Annotated in this window: 19 protein-coding genes; 10 read left to right on the top strand and 9 right to left on the bottom strand. The window is 36.4% G+C overall.

What is annotated here, in order from left to right:
• The first annotated feature begins 126 nt into the window (after window positions 1-126).
• From ACS125_RS03260 to dsbD, 3 genes are read left to right on the top strand one after another with little or no spacing between them, the layout of a single operon-like run.
• Window positions 127-672: an ankyrin repeat domain-containing protein gene (locus ACS125_RS03260; RefSeq protein ID WP_004790092.1), complete on the top strand. Its 546-nt coding sequence runs from the start codon at window positions 127-129 to the stop codon at window positions 670-672.
• Window positions 673-684: 12 nt separating this feature from the next.
• Window positions 685-1,452, top strand: a complete 768-nt coding sequence (locus ACS125_RS03255) for a transporter (protein WP_238612282.1) — start codon at window positions 685-687, stop codon at window positions 1,450-1,452.
• An 18-nt stretch (window positions 1,453-1,470) separates the two neighbouring features.
• A complete protein-coding gene (gene dsbD / locus ACS125_RS03250) occupies window positions 1,471-3,297 on the top strand; it encodes a protein-disulfide reductase DsbD (protein ID WP_443270503.1) in 1,827 nt (608 codons plus the stop codon).
• On the opposite strand, the gene ACS125_RS03245 is transcribed toward dsbD, so the two are convergent.
• On the bottom strand, window positions 3,292-4,485 hold the full coding sequence (locus ACS125_RS03245) for a GGDEF domain-containing protein (protein WP_174739389.1): 1,194 nt from the start codon (window positions 4,483-4,485) through the stop codon (window positions 3,292-3,294). The genes dsbD and ACS125_RS03245 overlap by 6 nt on opposite strands.
• Before the next feature lie 174 nt (window positions 4,486-4,659).
• Window positions 4,660-5,571 (bottom strand): alpha/beta hydrolase, encoded by a 912-nt coding sequence (locus tag ACS125_RS03240; protein WP_443270501.1) that lies wholly within the window; start codon window positions 5,569-5,571, stop codon window positions 4,660-4,662.
• A gap of 152 nt (window positions 5,572-5,723) precedes the next feature.
• On the opposite strand from ACS125_RS03240, the gene ACS125_RS03235 reads away from it, so the two are divergent.
• Entirely contained in the window at window positions 5,724-6,161 is a 438-nt protein-coding gene (locus ACS125_RS03235; protein ID WP_002121971.1) for a DUF2147 domain-containing protein, read from the top strand.
• Window positions 6,162-6,198: 37 nt separating this feature from the next.
• On the opposite strand, the gene ACS125_RS03230 is transcribed toward ACS125_RS03235, so the two are convergent.
• Window positions 6,199-6,549 carry an arsenate reductase gene (locus ACS125_RS03230; protein WP_443270498.1) on the bottom strand — a complete coding sequence of 117 codons (351 nt, stop codon included), beginning with the start codon at window positions 6,547-6,549 and terminating at the stop codon, window positions 6,199-6,201.
• A 455-nt stretch (window positions 6,550-7,004) separates the two neighbouring features.
• Window positions 7,005-7,829 (bottom strand): exodeoxyribonuclease III, encoded by an 825-nt coding sequence (locus ACS125_RS03225; protein WP_004790082.1) that lies wholly within the window; start codon window positions 7,827-7,829, stop codon window positions 7,005-7,007.
• A gap of 38 nt (window positions 7,830-7,867) precedes the next feature.
• Here ACS125_RS03225 and pyrE point away from each other — a divergent pair, with 38 nt between their 5' ends.
• On the top strand, window positions 7,868-8,518 hold the full coding sequence (gene pyrE, locus ACS125_RS03220; protein WP_049837532.1) for an orotate phosphoribosyltransferase: 651 nt from the start codon (window positions 7,868-7,870) through the stop codon (window positions 8,516-8,518).
• A 50-nt stretch (window positions 8,519-8,568) separates the two neighbouring features.
• Here the strand turns inward: pyrE and ACS125_RS03215 are convergent, their stop codons facing one another.
• The 3 genes from ACS125_RS03215 to ACS125_RS03205 all read right to left on the bottom strand — a co-directional run bounded on the left by ACS125_RS03215 (window position 8,569) and on the right by ACS125_RS03205 (window position 11,816).
• Window positions 8,569-9,036 (bottom strand): surface-adhesin E family protein, encoded by a 468-nt coding sequence (locus ACS125_RS03215; RefSeq protein WP_443270495.1) that lies wholly within the window; start codon window positions 9,034-9,036, stop codon window positions 8,569-8,571.
• 148 nt (window positions 9,037-9,184) lie between these two features.
• Window positions 9,185-11,374 carry a TonB-dependent receptor gene (locus tag ACS125_RS03210; protein ID WP_443270493.1) on the bottom strand — a complete coding sequence of 730 codons (2,190 nt, stop codon included), beginning with the start codon at window positions 11,372-11,374 and terminating at the stop codon, window positions 9,185-9,187.
• A 229-nt stretch (window positions 11,375-11,603) separates the two neighbouring features.
• Window positions 11,604-11,816 (bottom strand): DUF1737 domain-containing protein, encoded by a 213-nt coding sequence (locus ACS125_RS03205; RefSeq protein ID WP_002122004.1) that lies wholly within the window; start codon window positions 11,814-11,816, stop codon window positions 11,604-11,606.
• Between the two features lie 779 nt (window positions 11,817-12,595).
• Between ACS125_RS03205 and hemG the strand changes: the two genes are divergently transcribed.
• The gene (gene hemG / locus ACS125_RS03200) at window positions 12,596-13,147 is read left to right on the top strand and encodes a menaquinone-dependent protoporphyrinogen IX dehydrogenase (protein ID WP_443270490.1); all 552 of its coding nucleotides are present in this window, start codon (window positions 12,596-12,598) and stop codon (window positions 13,145-13,147) included.
• Between the two features lie 25 nt (window positions 13,148-13,172).
• Here the strand turns inward: hemG and ACS125_RS03195 are convergent, their stop codons facing one another.
• Together ACS125_RS03195 and ACS125_RS03190 are read right to left on the bottom strand one after the other, a co-directional pair.
• Window positions 13,173-14,042, bottom strand: coding sequence for a hypothetical protein (locus tag ACS125_RS03195; RefSeq protein WP_443270488.1), 870 nt, complete (start codon window positions 14,040-14,042; stop codon window positions 13,173-13,175).
• Between the two features lies 1 nt (window position 14,043).
• The gene (locus tag ACS125_RS03190; protein ID WP_443270486.1) at window positions 14,044-14,859 is read right to left on the bottom strand and encodes a hypothetical protein; all 816 of its coding nucleotides are present in this window, start codon (window positions 14,857-14,859) and stop codon (window positions 14,044-14,046) included.
• A 1,085-nt stretch (window positions 14,860-15,944) separates the two neighbouring features.
• Between ACS125_RS03190 and gshB the strand changes: the two genes are divergently transcribed.
• From gshB to ACS125_RS03170, 4 genes are all read left to right on the top strand, one after another.
• The gene (gene gshB, locus ACS125_RS03185; protein ID WP_151963763.1) at window positions 15,945-16,889 is read left to right on the top strand and encodes a glutathione synthase; all 945 of its coding nucleotides are present in this window, start codon (window positions 15,945-15,947) and stop codon (window positions 16,887-16,889) included.
• A 237-nt stretch (window positions 16,890-17,126) separates the two neighbouring features.
• The gene (gene murG, locus ACS125_RS03180) at window positions 17,127-18,224 is read left to right on the top strand and encodes an undecaprenyldiphospho-muramoylpentapeptide beta-N-acetylglucosaminyltransferase (RefSeq protein ID WP_443270484.1); all 1,098 of its coding nucleotides are present in this window, start codon (window positions 17,127-17,129) and stop codon (window positions 18,222-18,224) included.
• Window positions 18,225-18,235: 11 nt separating this feature from the next.
• Complete coding sequence (gene murC, locus ACS125_RS03175) at window positions 18,236-19,684, top strand: UDP-N-acetylmuramate--L-alanine ligase (RefSeq protein ID WP_174729047.1); 1,449 nt, start codon at window positions 18,236-18,238, stop codon at window positions 19,682-19,684.
• Between the two features lie 36 nt (window positions 19,685-19,720).
• Window positions 19,721-20,647 carry a D-alanine--D-alanine ligase gene (locus ACS125_RS03170; protein WP_005300616.1) on the top strand — a complete coding sequence of 309 codons (927 nt, stop codon included), beginning with the start codon at window positions 19,721-19,723 and terminating at the stop codon, window positions 20,645-20,647.
• Window position 20,648 lies beyond the last annotated feature (1 nt).

Below are 20,648 nucleotides of genomic sequence, written 5' to 3'. Positions count from 1 at the left end.
TTTTTTTTATATTTGATGAAAATAAAACTATTCACAACATTAGGTTTGCAATGCGATGCAATCAACCTCTAAAATCTGGAGAAGAGATTAGGCATAATAGCCCTAATATATTTTTGAGAGATGGTCATGTTAACCACCCAGCAGCAAGCTTTAATTAAAGCCATAGAAGAATTAGAACTCGCGCAAGTGCAGAAATTACTTGCTGACGGACTTGATCCGAACTTTATTGATCCAGAGCAAGGGCCACCTGTATCAATTATCTGTGACGGAATTTTTAAATGGTGGGAAAATGTATCGGAAGCTTATGAAGCAGGTACACCATTATCAAAAGAAGAGAAGCAACAAGCGTTACAAGTTTATCTCGATATTCTTGAAGCCCTAATTCAAGCCAAAGCAAATGTACACCTTTGGGATGCAGAAGAGTTTTATGGTCCATTATGGGATGCAGCAAGCTCGGCATGTGCTCCAGCTGTTCAACGTTTACTCGATGAAAAAGTTGATCCAAACTCACGTGATGAAGAAGGACTCACCGTTTTATCTTCAATCAGTCAGTTGTTCTTTGATTGTGATTTTGATGAAATAGATTGGTCAGAATCACTTGAAGAAGAGCGTGAAACATTAGAATTATTGCGCCGTCATGGGGCTAAAATGACAAAAGAATTAACTACTTGATTGGACATTAAAATGAAAATAGTACAAATTTTAACTTTTGCCCTTACAACTGTTGCTGCTGGAAGTACTTTCGCAGCAGAATTTTCCTTTGACCGTCCTGGAGCAGGCTTCGGAACAGGTATTACACCAGTGGGTAAGTTAGCTTGGGAACAAGGTTTACCTAGCGCGACTTATACAGAGTCGACTGTCGATGGTGTTAAAGAAAAGACCGTAACTGTAAATGAAGATATGCTATTCCGTACAGGTTTAGCTGATGGCTTAGAATTACAATTAGGTTGGCAAGGTCCAGCATGGACTCAAACCAAACGTGCTGGTAAAAAAACTGACAATTCAGGCTTTGGTGATGTAAGCATCGGTTTGAAAAAAGCAATTGAACTAGATGATGAAAATTTATCAATGGCTGTGTTAGCTCAGGCTGTCATTGCAACTGGTAATGATGAATTTACTGCGCATGATGATATTTATAGCCTAAGCTCAGCAGTGGCTTATAAATATAATGACTTGATTGATACCTCAATTACTATGCGTTACGAAGTGCAAAATAGTGACTGGGCTGTGACTGCAATTCCAGCAATCAATTATAAGATTGCCGGTAAACTTTCTGGATATTCTGAATTCATTTACCGTAAAGCTGAAAGCCAAGACTATGAATACGGTTTAGGTACAGGCTTAGTCTACGCTGTAAATAATCGTACTCAGCTTGACGCAAGTATCGGGGTCGATTTAGAGGGTCAAGACAAGAGCTACAATGGTGGCTTAGGCGTGGCGTTCTTGTTCTAATCGAAGCAATTTAAAGTTATGTTAATGAAAAAGCTTATTCATCAGGGAATTCTTTATTTTCTAACCGTTGCTGTTTGTGTGTTTAGTCAGTTGGTTTCTGCACAAGATAAGCTACTGTCACCTGAACAAGCTTTTTCATTTTCGGTTGAATCTTCTGAGCGGCATACTGCGAATTTATCTTGGCAGATTCAGCCCAATTATTATCTTTATCAGCACAAATTTACCGTACAACAAGGTACTCAACCTTTAGCTTTAAATTTACCTAAAGCGATTGCTCAATATGATGAAAATTATGGGCAAAGTCAGGTTTACTACCATCAAGTTAATTTCAAAATTAAAACAAAACCTTCAGAGCACTATAGTGTGACTTGGCAGGGCTGTGCCAAAGATCGTATTTGTTATCCGCCACAAACCATTGAGTTTCAAACTGATGCAGATGGCTTGGTCGGTGTGCAAAACCAAGCAGGAACAGCACCAAAACGATTGCTCGATTTGGCAAATACGCAACCCGGTACTTCCTCAGATTCAAAATTTTTAGAAAAAGAGCAGGGCACAGAGGCAGTAATTGATCCAGCCACGCCACAAATTGCGCAAGATCAGATTTGGTCTGCTAAGCTAATTGAACACTCACTTTGGTATGGGGTTTTGTTATTTCTCGGTTTAGGCATGTTGCTCGCATTTACACCATGTTCTTTACCGATGTTGCCTATTTTAACTTCGCTGATTATTCGAGAACATAAAGGTTTAAAGGCTTGGACCATTGCACTTACTTTTGTGTGTAGCATGGCATTGGTCTATGCAGGCTTGGGTTTAATTGCTTCTTCAGCAGGCTTAAATTTCCAGCGCTGGTTACAACAGCCTGCGACTTTAATTGCTTTTAGTTTGTTGTTTATCGTATTTGCTCTGAACCTATTTGGCTTGTTTGAAATTCGTTTACCGCAAACATGGTTAAACCGACTTGATCGTATTCAGTCAATGCAACAAGGCGGCACTTTAGTCGGTGCTGGAGTCATGGGTGTGGTTTCTGCACTTTTGGTCGGTCCTTGTATGACTGCACCTCTCGCTGGAACTTTATTATTTATTTCTCAAACACAAAACCAATGGCAAGGCGCTTTGCTTTTATTCTGTTTAGGTTTTGGAATGGGAATTCCCTTATTGCTTGCAAGCATTTTAGGGGCAAAATTTTTGCCTAAAGCGGGCGACTGGATGCATCAGATTAAAGTGATTTTTGCTTTTCTGATGTTGGGTTTAAGCCTCTACTTTATTCGTCCTTTATTGCCAGATTGGGGTATGCAAGTACTTAGTTTAGTACTAGGCCTCGCTTTTATAGCCTATGCTGTTTATCAGTTTTTCTGGAAAAAAGGGCAGCTACAGTGGCTCTATGCGATCTTATTATTAATCGTTACACCTTTTGTAGCCTATAACCAATATCAACATATTCAAAATCGAACTTTGCAAAGTTCTGACCACATGGCCGAGTGGCATGTTGCGACTAGCGCGGCAGACTTCCAAAAGATTTTAGCAGCAGCGCCTACTGATCGGGCTATTGTGGTTGATGTATATGCAGATTGGTGTGTTGCTTGCCAACCGATTGAGCACCGTATTTTAAAAGCACCTGAGGTTCAGTCTGCTCTCGCACCTTATTATTTAATTAAGCTTGATTTGAGTCACTATGATCAGTCGCATGAAGCGTTACTCAAACAATGGAATATTTTAGGACCACCAACCTATTTATTTTTAAGCCCAGAGCAAACAGAGATTCGTGCTTTACGTTTAACTGGTGCTTTTAGTCAGCAAGAGCTTTTGCAACAACTTGCGAGTTTGGCAAAACTAAAAGATTCATAAGATATTCATCGTTTCGATCTGATGAAATGTACGTACTTGATTACGCCCTGAAGCTTTTACCGCGTAGAGTGCTTGATCAGCCTGTCGAATTACAAGATAAGGGTCTTCTGCAAAAGCTGAACTGCTGATTCCAAAACTTGCACTAATATGAATAGGATTGTTTTGGGCGCTACAAACAGGTAGTTCTTGCAGAGCAAGACGACAACGCTCAGCAATTTTCTCTGCTTGAATAATATCGGTGTGGGGGAGTAATAAAATAAATTCCTCTCCACCAAAACGTCCAATAATATCCTCGTTACGCAAGTTCTCGGAAAGACATTGAGCGATTTCAATTAAGACTTGATCACCTTGGTGATGCCCGTATATATCATTAATTTTTTTAAAATGATCGATATCGAGAAGTACCACTGCATAATCAAATTGCTGTTGGTGTAGGGATTCTAAATGCGTGTTTAAACTACGCCTATTTAATACATTAGTTAATGGATCAATTTGACTTAAGCGTTGAATGTAGTTTTCTCGCTGACGCCACTGTGTAAGTAATATTTCAAATAAAATAAAACAAGCCAGTAAGATCGGCATAATAAAAAAAGCCATACTTCCCAACCAAAATGAATTGGTTTGAGCATGGTCCATGGCATCAAAATTAAATAGAGGAGCATAAGGCAAAGTACCTATCATACCTAAATACGTACATACCGTTAAAATGATTGTCGCAGGCACAAGGGCGCTATAAACGATTTTACGGTTAAATAACACTAGGCCTACCCCAATCGTACCCACATAACCGACCATAGTGGCTGGGCTAATACTGCCAATTAAATATCCATCGTGACATAGCATGAGTGCAAAGAACTGAACGCTAATGAAAGGAATAACTCTTTGAGCCCATTCATCATTTTTGTAGCGATAACAGGGAATAATTAAAATAATTAATAAAAATAAGGTAAATAAATTAAGCCAAATCTGTGATTCAACCAAAGGTAAATGAGTCCATTGCCAGACACTTGGTGTAATTAAAATATAGCCTTTCCATAAAATCCAACTGAAATTCATTGCACAGGCAAGTGTAAGCATCAGGGCACTTTTTTGTAATGGTGTCCAGTTAATGATGTGATTATTGTGGATGAAATCGATTATCACCTGTTTTATTCTATGTATGGGATGAGTGATTAAACGACTTTTCATAATATGTAAGGGCTCCTAAATATAGATGCCTCTTTATTGGACCATCCTAAAATTGGATTGTTTAAATAATTTATTTTTTAAACATAACATGATTTTCAATTTATACATGATGACTTTTTATAAAGAAAATGATGCGAAAAGTTTTGTTCACTCTCCACATCATTTATAGATAAATTAAGTTTTATCAAGTTCGTGAGCAAATTCAGCAATATCTGCCAATGCTTGTTTTGCCTCATCAAACCATGCATTAAACATCTGGAAGTTATGCCACATGCCTGTATAAAGTTTGAATTGCACTTTAACGCCAGCCTCTTCAGCTTTTTCTCTAAAACGCTTGGCATCGTCTAATAATATTTCTTTAGAACCTACTTGAACCAAAGTGGGCGGTAGACCATGCAAGTCATCGAAAATAGGTGAAACGCGTGGGTCCTCAGCAGCAATATGATTGCCTATATAGTACTGAGTTCCTGTTTGTAGGGCTTCAATAGAGAGTAAGGCATCATGTTTTTTGTTAAATCGAAGAGACTCACTCGTAAGGGTTAAATCTAGAAAAGGTGACAATAAAATCAGGCCACTTGGCATAAGTTCGGGTTGTTCTTTTAAACGTAAGCAAAGTGCTAGCGCTAAATTTGCACCACATGAATCGCCCGATAAAATAATATCTTTGGGTTGAATTCCCTGAACTAATAATGATTGATAAATATCATATAATGCTTCGGTTGCCTCAGGATAAGGGTGTTCCGGAGCAAGTGGGTAATCTACATGAATGATCTGCATTTGCGTGCGAGCAGCTAAATCTGTCATAAATGCATGGTGTGTTTTCACACTGCCAAGGAAAAAAGCACCGCCGTGAATGTGAAAAATCAGCTGAGTCGCAGAATCTTGCGGTTTGATTTCTTCACCTTTAATGCCTGCTAGTCGAATCGGGCGCACAGAAACATTTTTTTGTCGTGGAAAAGCACGACACATTTGCTCTAGAACGGGACGTAAAGCGGTAGCTGGCAAATTTAGCTGGCTTGGCTTACGAATTGTTGTTTTAAGAAAAGTTTCTGTAAAATAGTATTTCCAAACATTTGATATATTCATATAGCATCCATTTTTATGCTAGTTTCTTGTTTTCTTGTAAATTTTATTTTGCAAGATTACAAGGTTACACGAAACAGTCACATTCAAAAATTGCAATATCTTTGCGACTTCTGAATACTGAAAATCTTGAAAGACCCAAGGATATTACAAAAATGAAAAAGATTGCTTTAGCTTTAGGACTCATTGGTATGGCTGCATTTGCCAATGCGGCTGATTCACTCAATGGAACGGTATGGAAAACGATTGATGATCAGACCAACAAGCCAAAAGCCGTAGTGAAATTTACGGAACAGAAGGACGGAACCTTAACTGCAACCATTCAGAACATTTTGACACCGGGTGAAGAAAACGCTTGTACAAAATGTGAAGGTCCGTATAAAAACAAACCACTTAAAGGTGTCACCATTGTACATAATTTAAAAAATGTAGGTGGTAACAGTTATGAAAACGGTACGATTTTAGACCCAAAATCTGGTAAAACTTACAAACTGAAAGGTGAGTTAACCGATGGCGGTAAAAAGCTTAAATTACGTGGTTATATTGGCGTTTCTGCACTTGGTCGTAACCAAACATGGATTCGCGCGAACTAAAAGTTTTAATAAAAAACGAGCCGTATGGCTCGTTTTTTTATGCTTGGATGTTTTGATAGGTAGATTCATCAAAACCTACAATGAAACCTTGTGAGGTTTGTAAAACAGGTCTTTTAATTAAACTAGGTTGAGCAATGAGTGCTTCAATAAGGTGATTTTCACTGCTTAAAGCACGATTTTGTTCTTCTTCCGAAAGCTTACGCCAAGTCGTGCCTTTTTTATTGAGAACTGTATCTTGGCCAATTTCTTTTAACCAGATCTTTAGAGTATCTGCATCAATGCCTTGTTTTTTATAATCATGAAAATCGTAGCTCAGCCCTTTGGCTTGCAAAGCATCAAATGCTTTTTTCATTGAATTACAGTTTTTAATTCCATAAATTTTTAACATTTTATCGGACCATGTCAAAAAGAGAGAGCACACAGCCTAACCCAAAAAGCTTTTAAGCACTACTTTATACCCATACTTTTAAAACAAATGAAAATTAATGATTAATCGAAAAAGAAATGTCATGTTATTGTCATAAGACAAGGTAATAATGAGCTTAATAAGAAGAAGTTAAAACTAAAAGAACTTAGCGCAAAAAATAAGAGACTAAAAAAGAGAAAACCCGCATTTAATCATCCTGATCATGCGGGTCTCATTTCAACGTCCAATGTCACATCCTTGCAAATAAACTTATCATAAGTTTATTTTATCTTCCTACGGCGTCCTATCCTTTTACGTCATCCTGACTGCGTCCTTGTGCCGTGGGGCTATAATGCCGTTAAAGCTGTGTAAGAAAAATACTCAAAAACGACATATGCTGTAAGCGAAAACGATAATGCAAGTGAACACTTGTTCACTTACTCTTGAATTTTATAGTCGATAATTACTGGTGCATGATCGCTAAACCATTGATCTTTAAAGACCCAAGCGTTGGTTGTGCGTGCTTTCCAGTCTGGTGAGCATGCATGATAGTCAATACGCCACCCTACATTTTTTGCACGAGCTTGGCCGCGATTTGACCACCATGAATAAAGTTCTGCTTCTGGGCGAACGATACGGAATGTATCAACATAGCCAAGTTCATCGTAAATATGGTCAAGCCATGCACGCTCATGGGGTAAACAACCAGATGATTTTTGGTTACCCGACCAGTTTTTAATATCAATACGTTTATGAACAATGTTGTAGTCACCACAAATGATGACTGACTTATTTTCATCACGCCATTGTTTCAAGATTTTTGCGTATTCACCTAAAAATAAATCTTTACGTGCTTGCGCTTCTTCACCACTTGAGCCTGAAGGTAAGTATAATGAGGCAATATGTACCGGATGTGACAAACCTAAATCGAATTCCGCAGAAATAAAGCGGCCTTGACTGTCAGCTAGTTCAAACCCTAAACCATCTTTAACAGAGACGAAGGGTAGGCGGCTATATATTGCAGTTCCCGCGTAACCTGCACGCTCTGCTGGAAAGAGATGGGTATGCCATCCTTCGGGTCTAAATTTTTCAGTCCATTGTTCATGGGTAATGCGGCTTTCCTGCATGCATACGACATCGGCATCTGATTGTTCTAACCATTCAAGTAAGCCTTTCGTTACTGAAGAACGTAAGCCATTTACGTTAATGGAAACGACTCGAAGAATTTTTACATCACTTGGATACTGATCCTTTGGTATCATGCGAAAATTTAACCTCAATTGTGAATTTGGAGCACCTCATGACAACGCCTGTGTCATTTCACCCGCAAGCATTTATCGAACTCGCATTATCACGCGGTGTGCTTAAATTTGGTGAGTTTACTTTAAAATCTGGACGCGTGAGTCCTTATTTTTTTAATGCAGGCCTACTCAACGATGGTGAAGCTTTATCTCTTTTAGCGCAAGGCTATGCTGATAAATTAACACAATGTCAAAATGTTGATGTGATTTTTGGACCAGCTTATAAAGGCATTCCGTTTGTAGCGGCGACTGCTGTTGCTTTGTCGCAAGTCCATAACAAAAGCGTGCCATGGGGCTTTAACCGTAAAGAAGCAAAAGATCATGGTGAAGGCGGTGTTTTAGTTGGTGCAGCGGTTGAAGGCAAAAAGGTCTGGATTATTGATGACGTAATTACCGCAGGTACAGCGATTCGTGAAGTTGTAACGATTTTGAAAAACGCTGGCGCAACTATAGCGGGTGTTTTGGTGGCATTAGATCGTCAAGAACGCGGTCAAGGTGAGCTTTCTGCAATTCAAGAAGTTCAAAAAGAATTAGAAATTCCTGTGCACGCCCTAATTACCATGAAAGATTTGATGGATTATTTAGAAGCGAAAGGCGAAACAGAAGCGCTAGCAAATATGCAAGCTTATCGCGAGAAATACGGTATTTAATTTCCATAATATAAAAGGAAGGAGTACTTGAACTTTCCTTCCTTTTATAGCTAATGATTTTTTATGTAGTTCAGAACACATGCCATTTCTAGAATTCTATTTGCAATAGAGTTCGGAATAGCGGGCACTTCTTTTGGAAATTCTACTTCTTGTATTGAAAATATTTCAGAATTCGTAATTGAATAAGTCGCTTCTGACAACAACATCATTTTTTTATTTTTGCAGTCAAATTGCCATAACTCTAAAGAATTTAAATTTCCTAGATTGACTGGTGCAGTTTTAACTGGAGCTATTACGACGGAATCTGAAATAGATTTAATTAGTTGATAACTCAAATAATGAATTCTTGTATCATCTCTAGCATAACTGATCCATCCTTTATTGAGGTTGTCTTTAATACTATTTTGCTGTTGTTTTGATAAGTCTTGATATGTATCAATTGAAAGAGTAATGATTTTTGCTTCTGTTGATAGCGATAAAAAAAATAATAAAAAAGTTAAAATAAACTGTTTATTCATATTGTTGATTTAATTGGTATGTTTAGTGAGAAGAGTATAATCTAAAAATTAAATATTTTATTTATTGAAGATAAAAATCTTGTCTTTTTTACTATTTAAAAATAAAAAGGCATACCTCCAAATAGGGGTATGCCTTTTTAATATTTACTTAGAACTGATAATTCAAACGCAATAACACATTACGTGGTGTGCCTGGCATGCTGTCTGAGCGCCAATATTCTTTATTGGTTAAGTTATTCACTGCAAGTGTGACATTCCATGGGTCTGCACTATAGCCAATCGCTGCATCAATACGGTTGAAGCCTTCCATTTTGACTTGATTATTAATATTTGGATAATACGAACCTACATAGGTTACGCCCACTTCGGTATACCACTGTTCAGTTGGTAAATAACGAACAAATAAATTACCCGTGTTTTTAGATGTATTTGCTAAATAGTTACCTTCTTGTTCAGGCTTCTGTTTATCTTCTTTTACTTTTGCATCTGTGTAGCCATAACCACCTCGAACAAAGACATTATCAAGTACGCGGCCAATAAAGCTAAATTCAAGACCACGAGATTGATGCTGACCCGCAGTTGCCCATACTTCTGGTTGCTCATTAGGATTTGGTTTATAGCGGATATTATTCTTACGAATATCAAAGACAGAAAATTGAGTATTTAAACGATTATCTAACCATTCACTTTTTACCCCAACTTCGTATTGCTCGTTATATTGAGGTTCTTTATCCATTTTTGTGACATCGGTGCTTCCAGTGACTTGGTTAACACCCATTTGTCCGCCAAATGGTGCAAAGCTCTTAGAGTAAGACGTGTAAAAACTATGTTCAGGAAGCGGTTGCCATACCAAACCAACATTTGGGCTAAAGCTACCATCTTTTACGTTACGGTGTTCATTAGTTAACTTGTTGGTGGTTGAAAAATCGAAGTAGTCGTAGCGGACACCCATCATCAGTTTAAGTTGGTCATTTAGACCAATTAAATCCTGAATAAATATGCCGTAAGTGGTGCCTTCATTATAGTTATGCTGACTAATTTTTAATGGGCCATTGCCACGGCTGTACTCTCGTTCACCAGTGATTGGATTAACGTAACCATAAATGGCTGACCCATTTTGAGTTTTATTGGCTAGACGTGGCTCTCGCTGTTCATAAGTCCAGTCTGTACCTACCATAATTTGGTGTTCAAGCTGGCCTGTTTTGAACTTGCCCTTAATATCAAATGTATTGGTGGTGGTCTTATTGCTGGTTTGTTGCCAGTAGTAAATTTGGTCGATGTAACCTTTTTTAGTACAAGACTCATCCTTTGAGTTTTTTCCATCTAACCCACAATAAGTTCCAAAATAAAAGTGGTCAAAGTTCTGTTCTGCTTGTCGGTAACTTGCCGCCCAGTGAAAGTTCCAATCAGGCGCATATTGATAATTCACATCGGTACGGACCACTTGCAAAATATCATCAACATAATCGCCGTCTTGGGCAAATCCCATTTTAATTGAAGTTCCCGCAGGCAGAATGTCATGTAATGGTCCGCGATCAGGTATACGACCTAATTTGTCATAAGTATATTGCGTGGTCCAAGTGAGTGTTCCATCGTCATTTTTATAAGTGAAACTTGGTGAAAACATTTCAATCTTATTTTCAATACCAGAGCGGAAGCTGCCTGTCTCGCCATATTCTCCCGTTAAACGTATTGCTAAATTGTCATTAATAACTTGGTTGATGTCAGCGGTTGTTCCGTAGTTGTCGTAAGAACCTGCGTACGCACCAACTGAACTTTTAGAGTCAAAATTGGCGAACTTACTCACCATATTCACAACCCCGCCACCAGCACTACGACCATATAAAACAGAAGCGGGGCCTTTTAAAATTTCTATACGCTCGATATTGGCTGTACTACGACGTACTTGTCCGCTTTCACGTATGCCATCGCGGTAAATATCACCTGTATCGGCACCAAAACCACGAATCGTGATCCCATCACCGCGCATATCATAACTGGTTGATACGCCAGGGGTGCCTTGCAGCATAACGCTTAAATCATTTGATCCATAAATTTTATATTTCTGTACATCAATGGTATCAACGGTTTGAGGAATATCTTTTTTGTCTAAACCATCGCGTGTGACATTGGCCTTGTCATAGTCGATATAACTTTTAATTGGGTCGAGTTCACTCATGGCCTCAATTTTTATGGTGGGCATGGTAGCTGCCACTTTCGATGACGAGTCAATCAAGTCTTCTGCGTAGGCACCTTGAATATTCAAGATCATTAGACTGAGTAAGCTCAGCGGGAAAAGACGCTTAATTTGGGGAGATGGTATAGAAATTCTTAACATAAAAATAAAATCAGTTAACAAAAATAAAAGTATAAATGATAATTATAATCATTTAATTGTTTAGAATAAAAGAAATATTGCCTTAAAAAATGACATTTTTATTTTTTAATAACTATTTTTTAGGAATGTAATGAGTAAATTAAGCAAACTATGTGAATTAACTCATTAGTTTTTCTTGTTAATTGAGTTTTGGAGAGGGGCTTTTACTAATAAAAAATCCCCCTTAGAATTAAGCGTTATTTTTCAGAACATCTAAAATATCCATTTCTGGATCATAATTCTCGTCAATTGTTTTGCAAATTGCTTGTCCAACAATGACATGCGTGCCATTAAAGGTCATGGTTGGCGCTTCATATAATTCCCAACCATGATTCAGTGCTTTAGTCACTCGTGCACAAAAAGCAGAGTCATCAGGACCAGTTAAATAGCGATAAAGTTTCATTCTAAACCTTAAAAAATAGTCATTTATGGCGATAGTTTAACTGAATTTACCTTAGTCTAATCGCGAATAAGGAATCGACTTAAAAAATATAAGCGCTGGAGCCATCAATAGATTTACCACACCAAATTGACATCTTTTAAGAATGAAAATAGTTCAACTGAGTTTTTACAAATTAGCTTTATTGCTATTTTATAAAAGTGTTTCGAATTTAATAATTTCAAAATATTTTCTCACAGTTAAAAAAATCACCTTGTAAATCTATGGTCTATATTGTATTTCTTAATAAAAGCTTAATGAGACAGTTTTATGGTTGTAAATTATACATTGCTTATATTAGAGTGATTAAGAAATGAGTAAAGTCTTATAAACAAAGTATTAGTGAATAGTTGTTGCATCAGTCAGGATTAAAAAGAAAATTGAATTCGTTGAATTTTCTTAATCAGATGAATATCACTTAAAACAAACTAATAAAATAGCGACTTTATATGCATATTAATTAGCACATCAAAATAATCCAATGATTCGAATTATGGAATTCTTGGATGAAAAAGGATTTTGGTTAATTGTGAATAGTAATTTATTTTTTATACGATCCAAATTTATTTTTTATCTTGCAAAAATAAATCGCTAATAGAAAATCGTATATATGATATACATATTTGTAGCTTTTCATATGTTTAAAAATAGTTTTGATTTTAAATATTGTTGGATTAATTTTAAAATATTTTATAGAATTAATCAATTTTAATTTATTAATATATTGAAGGATTTTATTATAAATGAAAAATATTCTTATATTGTTTTCAACTACAGATGGTCAAACATTAAAAATAAGCAACTATATAAAAGAAATATTACTTGGTTATGGTTTTAAAATTTCTGTTTTTTCTGTAGATAATTACTCTAAAATAGATGTTAAATATGATTTCATTCTTATAGGTGCTAGTATTCGTTATGGAAACTATAACCAATCTCTTTATAAATTTATTGAAAATAACTTGCAAGAGTTAGAATCAATAAATAATGGTTTTTTTTCAGTCAGTGCAACGGCTAGGAAAAAAGGTAGAGATATACCAGAATTAGATAATTATTTCAAAAAATTTAAAGAAAAGACAAATTGGAAACCTAATATTGTTGGTGTGTTTTCAGGAGCTATTAATTATCCTAATTATAATATTATTGATAGATACATGATAAAATTTATAATGTATCTAACCAATGGACCTACAAATTTATCTAAGACATTTGAGTTTACAGATTGGAATAAAGTTTCCTTATTCACTATCAAAATAGTTGATATTTTAAAATATCAAAATAATTTTGATAGTTAGTAAATTCATTTGACTACTAAAGATATTATTTTAGAGCTTCGTACGCTGCATTAGAAAGGATGGTATCAGAACTTAGCTTTGCATTTTCCCAAATTTCATTACGTAAAGTCGGGTTAAATTTAGTTAGTTCCTTCATTATTTCAATACGTGTTCTTCTACAACTATGGGAATCTTTTAATTTCCAAAAACTATCTAAGCATTTAGAACCGAGTAAATCAGCTATTAGATGTACAGTTTGTGCTCTTTTGAATGTGTCATTCTCTAAAGGTCTTATGATTTTTTTATTGTTTAAATCAAAAGCATATTGGTCATTAAATCTCTGTTGACCTCGTTTTCGAACAATCAAATTTAAGCTAATAGAAAAATCATCTGGAGAACGTTGCTGATGTATTTCTTTACCTGCGCGGAAGAGATAAGTTTGACCTGGTTTTAATTGATTGAAAGAGATCTTTTTCATTTCAATGCTTTCGCCGGTTTCACCTATGACTGAATCATAATCATATTCATAAGTTTCTGTATAGTAACCTGAACCATAATGACCAACTGTTAAGAAACTGAAATCATGATCATGTGCTATAGAATAAATTAGTAGACCTCGATCAACATCTACATTTACAAACTTTCTTTCTTTATCTGAAATCCAGCAAACTGCCCTTATCACAAAATCTTCATCTTTATAAAGAACATAGCCACTAGCTTGATAAGGATTACCTTCTTGAAAAGGTTTATTTGAGTACCTTAATTCGTCACATACAGCCTTAGGTAATAAGTCTTTATCATTACTTAATTTTATTAACATTGGAGCGGCAGAGTTAATAGAATTTAGATCATCTAAGTCTATATTTTTTTTAATATAATCAATAAATTCATCTAAAGATATTTTATCTTTATTCATTTTATTTATTCCTATTTTTGATTAAAAATAAACTTTGATTAATAGCATTAATAACATGAGGATGTTGTTCTTCCGCTAAAACTCTTGAAAGGAATATTTCTGCTTGATCAGGGTTTACTTTACAGAAAGTTCTTGTAGCTTCCCATCTAATAAAGTAATCCCTATGATTAAAAGCTAAATGTTCTGCTACATCTGAACAATCTTTGTAATTCATATGTCCCATAGTAAATAACATAAGTTCTAAACGTGAGGATGCAAGACTATTTGATACTATATGGCTAAATTTCCCAGTATTTATAGAATAAACTTCTCTTATTGATTCACTAGTAACACTTGTATTATCAGTTAAATATAAAAGATAAGTTGAGACTGTAGAATTATTTTCTACGACCACTATCTCATGATCTATTAAAGTGGATTGTCCACTAGATATAATTTCTTTTGAAAATTTAACTATTTCTTTTTTTTCATCATTTTTTGAAAATCTTTGTATGTTAGCACTACCAATTAATACGCCAACAGTTTGTTTGCTTCCGTTGGTGGATATGTAATTCCTAGGTGGGATATTTGCAGGTAAAATTTCTAGTTCTAAATGAATTGATTGTGTTTGAAGTAATGTTATACGAGATGATATTGCTGGATTAAATGAAGGAATAAAATCGTGTTTTTTTTCTAATAACTCTAATAAATACTCACCTATAGTGTGATAAAATTTAGGTGATAAATATGTATTAAATGTATTTAGGTTAATAGAGTTTTTACTAAAAACAGATTCTATACCATTAAAAACTTCATTAAAATTAAACTGTTTATTCATTTTAAGCTTATTTGATAATATTAATTTTTAAATTGGAAAGAATTTATAAGAGATAATTAGGGGTAATAGAGTTAAAAAACTCTAATCACCCCTAATTATTTATCTAACTAAAGATTAGATAAACCACCAAATTAGTGCTAACTGACCATTTCCGTCACACACATTTTGTTCTAGGTTTACTAAACAATCATCAATACGCATTTTTAAATCCTTTGTAATATAGGGTTGAGGTCACAATATATATTAAAGAATTTAAAATAGTAAATACTAAAATTAATTTTATTTATTTTTTTATTAAAATGATAAGATTAATTTAAGGGGAAGTTGTTTTTATTTATTTATTCTAAACGGCTTTTAAATTAATTTTAATAATACCATGAGATAATGATTTTTATATAAATAATAAGTTTAAATTAATAAAAATATATTTTTATTAATTATTTTATTTAAAGTTGAAAATTATTACTTATTTTTGAATCTAGCTTAATAGATAGTGCATTTTTTAAATCATCCGAATTGTGGATAAGAAGTTGACTTTAAAATATAGTGGTTAGAGTCATTAGTAGGGTCATCGTGCCAAACTATCACTTTTTAAGAATGAGAATGGTTTAACTGAGTGTTTTAGACATTACCTTTATTACCGTTTGGTATGAGTGTCTTCAATTTAATAATTCCAAAGTATTTTTATTATAGTTAAAACAATATTAAAGTCATTTGTTTAAAAGCTTACCTTTTTATCAAGGCGTAATTTATTTTATCAATGAGTATCAATTGGTATCATCCATTTTATATTATAGGGCTGTGAGTTATTTGTAGTGATGAATCAGTTCGCTGAAATTGTTAGTTTTGTTTTGTCTAATGGGTATATGCTGATATTAAAATAGTTGAGTATTTAGTCAAAAAAAGCTTGGGTGGTTAGTTGTTATATCAGCTAGAATTTAAATTTAAAAACAAAATTGAAGGAATAGGATTCGGATTGGTCTAATCTAAAGAAATAACAGATAACCATTTACTGAAATTAAGAAAAACCAGTGAAAAATCTCAGCTATACTCATGTTAATTTAAATTTTAAGAAGAGCTTGAGCATGCGTGTACTTGTCGTCATGGATCCGATTGAAACCGTAAACCTTAAAAAGGATTCAACCATGGCAATGTTGTGGGCGGCGAGCCGTCGTGGACATGAATTAGGTTATGCATTACAGCAAGATTTATATATCGATCAAGGTAAGGCTTACGGTCTAATTTCACCATTAAAAGTTTTTGAAGATTACAATCATTACTATGAGTTAGGCGAAAAGAAAAAAGAATCTATCGCGGCTTACGATGTAGTACTTATGCGTAAAGATCCGCCATTTGACATGAATTTTGTCTACACAACTTACGTGCTTGAACAAGCTGAGCGTGAAGGTTCATGGATTATTAATAAGCCTCAATCATTGCGTGATTGCAACGAAAAACTTTTTGCAACGCAATTTCCAGAGCTACAAGTACCTACACTTGTGACATCACAGCAAAGTTTAATTCGTGAATTTATTAAAGAACATGGTGATGTGATTGTTAAGCCGCTTGATGGTATGGGCGGTATGGGAATTTTTCGTTTATACCAAGACGGTGTAAATATTGGTTCTACTTTAGAAATGCTGACAGAGCTAGGCAACCGTCCAATTATGGCTCAGCGCTATATTCCTGAAATTGTAGAAGGGGATAAGCGTATTTTAATGGTGAATGGCGAACCTATTCCTTACTGTCTAGCCCGTATTCCACAAAATGGTGAAGTGCGCGGTAACTTGGCGGCGGGTGGTTTAGGCCAAGCGCGTCCGCTTACTGACAACGATAAGCTGATTGCAGCTAAAATTGGCCCTTTCTTACGCGAAAAAGGTTTGATTTTTGTAGGCTTAGATGTGATTGGTAATTATGTCACTGAAATTAATGTCACTAGCCCAACCTGTATTCGTGAAATTGATGCTCAATTTGGTACATCAATTGCAGATGATCTATTTGATGTATTAGAAGCTGGTCGTTCAGCTTAATTAGTTATTTCAGGTGGTTTTCCGCGGTATTTATGGGAAATCACCTGAAAATATATGAATTAATAAAATAACAATACTAAATACACCACAGCTTTGTAGGCATATTTTCAAAAAAGCACATCTTTCTGTTATAAACGAGTGAAATTAGCTTTTCGTTAATGAAGCTTTAGGATTAAAATAAACGGCTACAAAAATAGATGACAATTTCCATTGTTTTTTGAGTTGAAGAATTAGACCGTGACCGATTCACAGCAAAGCAAACCTAAACATGTCATGATGATGGCTGCCGGTACAGGTGGACATGTTTTTCCAGCCCTCGCCGTAGCCAAAAAACTTCAACAACAAGGTTGTCAGGTTTCATGGTTAGCCACGCCAACAGGTATGGAAAACCGATTATTAAAAGATCAAAATATTCCAATATATCAAATTGATATTCAAGGTGTTCGTGGCAACGGATTAGTCCGTAAAATTGCTGCACCTTTTAAAATTTTAAAAGCCACTTTTAGCGCTATGCGTTATATGAAACAGCTTAAAGTTGATGCAGTTGCAGGCTTTGGCGGTTATGTTGCGGGACCGGGTGGTTTAGCAGCACGTTTGTTAGGTATTCCTGTACTTATTCACGAACAAAATGCGGTTGCTGGTTTTACCAATGCGCAGTTGTCTCGTGTTGCTAAAGTCGTGTGTGAAGCATTTCCAAATACATTTCCTGCTGGTGGAAAAGTCGTTACAACAGGAAATCCTGTACGTCATGAAATCACAGATATTTTAAGCCCAAAGTGGCGTTATGATGAGCGCGCGCAAGCAGGGCAACCTCTAAATATTCTCATTGTTGGTGGTTCTTTAGGTGCCAAAGCACTCAATGAACGCTTACCTCCAGCATTAAAAAAATTACAAGTTCCACTTAATGTTTTTCACCAGTGTGGTCAGCAACAAGTTGAGGCAACTCAAGCACTCTATGCAGATGCTCCAGCTAATTTAACCATACACGTTTTGCCGTTTATTGAAGATATGGCAAAGGCTTATAGTGAGGCAGATTTAATTATTTGCCGAGCTGGAGCACTTACGGTAACAGAAGTTGCAACAGCAGGTGTGGCCGCAGTTTTTGTGCCACTTCCTATAGCAGTTGATGACCATCAAACTGCAAATGCCAAATTTCTGGCGGATTTCGGTGCTGCAAAAATTTGTCAGCAATCGACTATGACACCAGATGTTCTAAATGAATTGTTCACTTCGCTGATGAATCGCCAGTTACTTACAGAAATGGCAGTGAAAGCGCGTCAACATGCCCAACCAAATGCGACTCAGCATGTGGTTGATCTTATCCAAAAAATGTAATCGGATTTACTATGTCTCCATCAACAGCTGCGAACCAAGCAAAAAAACTGATTAAAGTGCCTGAAATGCGCCGTATCAAACACATTCATTTTGTGGGGATCGGCGGTGCTGGGATGTGTGGCATTGCAGAGGTATTGGGTAACCAAGGTTATAAAATTTCCGGTTCAGACATTAAAGCATCTAAAACTACAGAACAATTAGAGCAAAATGGCATCAAGGTTTATATCGGGCATCAAGCGGAAAATATTAAAAATGCCAATGTGCTTGTAGTTTCTACAGCGATTGATCCAGAAAATCCGGAAATTAAAGCAGCGATTGAGCAACGTACTCCAATCGTACGCCGCGCAGAGATGCTAGGTGAGCTTATGCGTTACCGTCATGGTATTGCTGTAGCTGGTACACATGGTAAAACGACAACGACTAGTCTTTTAACGACTATGTTGGCTGAAGAAAACCTTGATCCAACTTATGTGATTGGTGGTTTACTTAACAGTACAGGCGTAAATGCTGCATTAGGTGAAAGCCGTTTCATCGTAGCTGAAGCTGATGAATCAGACGCATCTTTCCTTTATTTGCAACCAATGGCAGCGATTGTAACGAACATTGATGCTGACCATATGGATACCTATGAAGGTAGCTTTGATAAATTAAAAGATACGTTCGTTCAGTTCCTTCATAACTTACCATTTTATGGTTTAGCTGTAGTTTGTGGTGATGACGCCAACATTCGTGAAATTATGCCGCGTGTAGGCCGTCCAGTAATTACCTATGGTTTTAACGAAGACAACGACATTCGCGCAGTTGATATTGAACAAGATGGTATGCGCTCGCACTTTACTGTGTTGCGTAAAGGCCGTGAACCATTACGTCTAACGATTAATCAACCGGGTTTGCATAATATTTTAAATGCTTTGGCTGCTATTGGTGTTGCGACTGATGAAGGTGTTTCTGATGACGCAATTAGCCGTGCTTTAGCCGGCTTCAGTGGCGTTGGTCGTCGCTTCCAAGTACAAGGCGAATTCGAACTTGCGGATGGTAACGTGAAGTTAGTTGATGACTATGGACACCATCCGAAAGAAGTAGAAGCAACCATTAAAGCTGCTCGTCAGAGTCATCCGGATCGTCGGTTGGTGATGTTATTCCAACCACACCGTTACTCGCGTACCCGCGATTGCTTTGATGACTTTATTGAAGTGCTTTCTCAGGTCGATCAATTATTATTATTGGAAGTTTATCCTGCCGGCGAAAAGCCTATTGTGGGTGCAGACAGCCGTACTCTAGCGCGTAGTATTCGTTTACGTGGACAAGTAGAGCCGATTTTGGTTGATCCGGTTGAAGGTAATTTGCAAAACATCATGCAAAATGTGTTACAACCAAATGACTTGTTATTAACGCAAGGTGCGGGTAACGTGGGAGCAATTTCTGTAGAACTTGCACAACACCATTTGTATGTGAAATAAACAAAAATATTGAATTATCGGGTTAAGGATTTAAACGTGTCAAATGCTACAAAATTCGGCAAAGTTGCCGTGCTATTTGGTGGGAAATCGGCTGAGCGTGCTGTGTCTTTAGATAGTGGTCAGGCAGTTCTGGACGCTTTATTGCGTTCAGGTGTTCAGGCTGAAGCATTTGATCCGCAAGACCGCAGTGTGACTGAACTTGTAAATTATGATCGTGCATTTATTGTATTGCATGGTCGTGGTGGTGAAGATGGCCAGATTCAAGGCGTGCTTGAATGGTTGAATCTGCCTTATACAGGAACTGGTGTACAAGGTTCTGCGATTGGCATGGATAAAGTTAAAACCAAGCAAATCTGGCAAGGTAGTGATTTACCTACAGCGCCATATCGCATTATTACTAAAGAAACAGATTTAGATGCGGTGATTGCTGAGTTAGGCTTACCGGTAATTATCAAACCTGTACATGAAGGCTCAAGTGTCGGCATGAGTAAGGTAGAGAAAGCAGAAGATTTTGCAGCTGCAATTGAGAAAGCAACTCAGCACGATGCTGTTGTGATGGCAGAAAAGTGGATCACAGGTCGTGAATTCACGATCTCATTCCTAAATGGTCAGCCTTTACCTGTTATTCGTTTACAACCACCAGCAGATGTTGCTTTCTACGACTACGAAGCGAAATATCAACGTAATGATGTAGAGTATGGTATTCCTTGTGGTCTAAGTGAGACAGAAGAGAAGAACCTTCAAGCATTGTGCTTACGCGCTTTTCAGGCAGTTGGTGCAGAAAGCTGGGGCCGTATTGATGCGATGCAGGATGAGCAGGGTAATTTCTGGCTTTTAGAAGTAAACACTGTGCCAGGTATGACCAGCCACTCTTTAGTTCCAAAAGCTGCGAAAGCTGTTGGCTATAGTTTTGATGAATTGTGTGTTGCCATTCTTGAGCAAACATTGGAAGGTACGGCTTAAA

The sequence above is a fragment of the Acinetobacter sp. PFS20 genome, assembly GCF_052261015.1.
Classification (GTDB): domain Bacteria; phylum Pseudomonadota; class Gammaproteobacteria; order Pseudomonadales; family Moraxellaceae; genus Acinetobacter.
This window is presented reverse-complemented; position numbering and strand designations above follow the sequence as displayed.

Bases quoted from the DNA above. Each gene is read 5' to 3' on its own strand.
- ACS125_RS03260 (WP_004790092.1), top strand. From the start codon at position 127: ATGTTAACCACCCAGCAGCAAGCTTTAATTAAAGCCATAGAAGAATTA.
- ACS125_RS03255 (WP_238612282.1), top strand. From the start codon at position 685: ATGAAAATAGTACAAATTTTAACTTTTGCCCTTACAACTGTTGCTGCT.
- dsbD (WP_443270503.1), top strand. From the start codon at position 1,471: ATGTTAATGAAAAAGCTTATTCATCAGGGAATTCTTTATTTTCTAACC.
- ACS125_RS03245 (WP_174739389.1), bottom strand. From the start codon at position 4,485: ATGAAAAGTCGTTTAATCACTCATCCCATACATAGAATAAAACAGGTG.
- ACS125_RS03240 (WP_443270501.1), bottom strand. From the start codon at position 5,571: ATGAATATATCAAATGTTTGGAAATACTATTTTACAGAAACTTTTCTT.
- ACS125_RS03235 (WP_002121971.1), top strand. From the start codon at position 5,724: ATGAAAAAGATTGCTTTAGCTTTAGGACTCATTGGTATGGCTGCATTT.
- ACS125_RS03230 (WP_443270498.1), bottom strand. From the start codon at position 6,549: ATGTTAAAAATTTATGGAATTAAAAACTGTAATTCAATGAAAAAAGCA.
- ACS125_RS03225 (WP_004790082.1), bottom strand. From the start codon at position 7,829: ATGATACCAAAGGATCAGTATCCAAGTGATGTAAAAATTCTTCGAGTC.
- pyrE (WP_049837532.1), top strand. From the start codon at position 7,868: ATGACAACGCCTGTGTCATTTCACCCGCAAGCATTTATCGAACTCGCA.
- ACS125_RS03215 (WP_443270495.1), bottom strand. From the start codon at position 9,036: ATGAATAAACAGTTTATTTTAACTTTTTTATTATTTTTTTTATCGCTA.
- ACS125_RS03210 (WP_443270493.1), bottom strand. From the start codon at position 11,374: ATGTTAAGAATTTCTATACCATCTCCCCAAATTAAGCGTCTTTTCCCG.
- ACS125_RS03205 (WP_002122004.1), bottom strand. From the start codon at position 11,816: ATGAAACTTTATCGCTATTTAACTGGTCCTGATGACTCTGCTTTTTGT.
- hemG (WP_443270490.1), top strand. From the start codon at position 12,596: ATGAAAAATATTCTTATATTGTTTTCAACTACAGATGGTCAAACATTA.
- ACS125_RS03195 (WP_443270488.1), bottom strand. From the start codon at position 14,042: ATGAATAAAGATAAAATATCTTTAGATGAATTTATTGATTATATTAAA.
- ACS125_RS03190 (WP_443270486.1), bottom strand. From the start codon at position 14,859: ATGAATAAACAGTTTAATTTTAATGAAGTTTTTAATGGTATAGAATCT.
- gshB (WP_151963763.1), top strand. From the start codon at position 15,945: ATGCGTGTACTTGTCGTCATGGATCCGATTGAAACCGTAAACCTTAAA.
- murC (WP_174729047.1), top strand. From the start codon at position 18,236: ATGTCTCCATCAACAGCTGCGAACCAAGCAAAAAAACTGATTAAAGTG.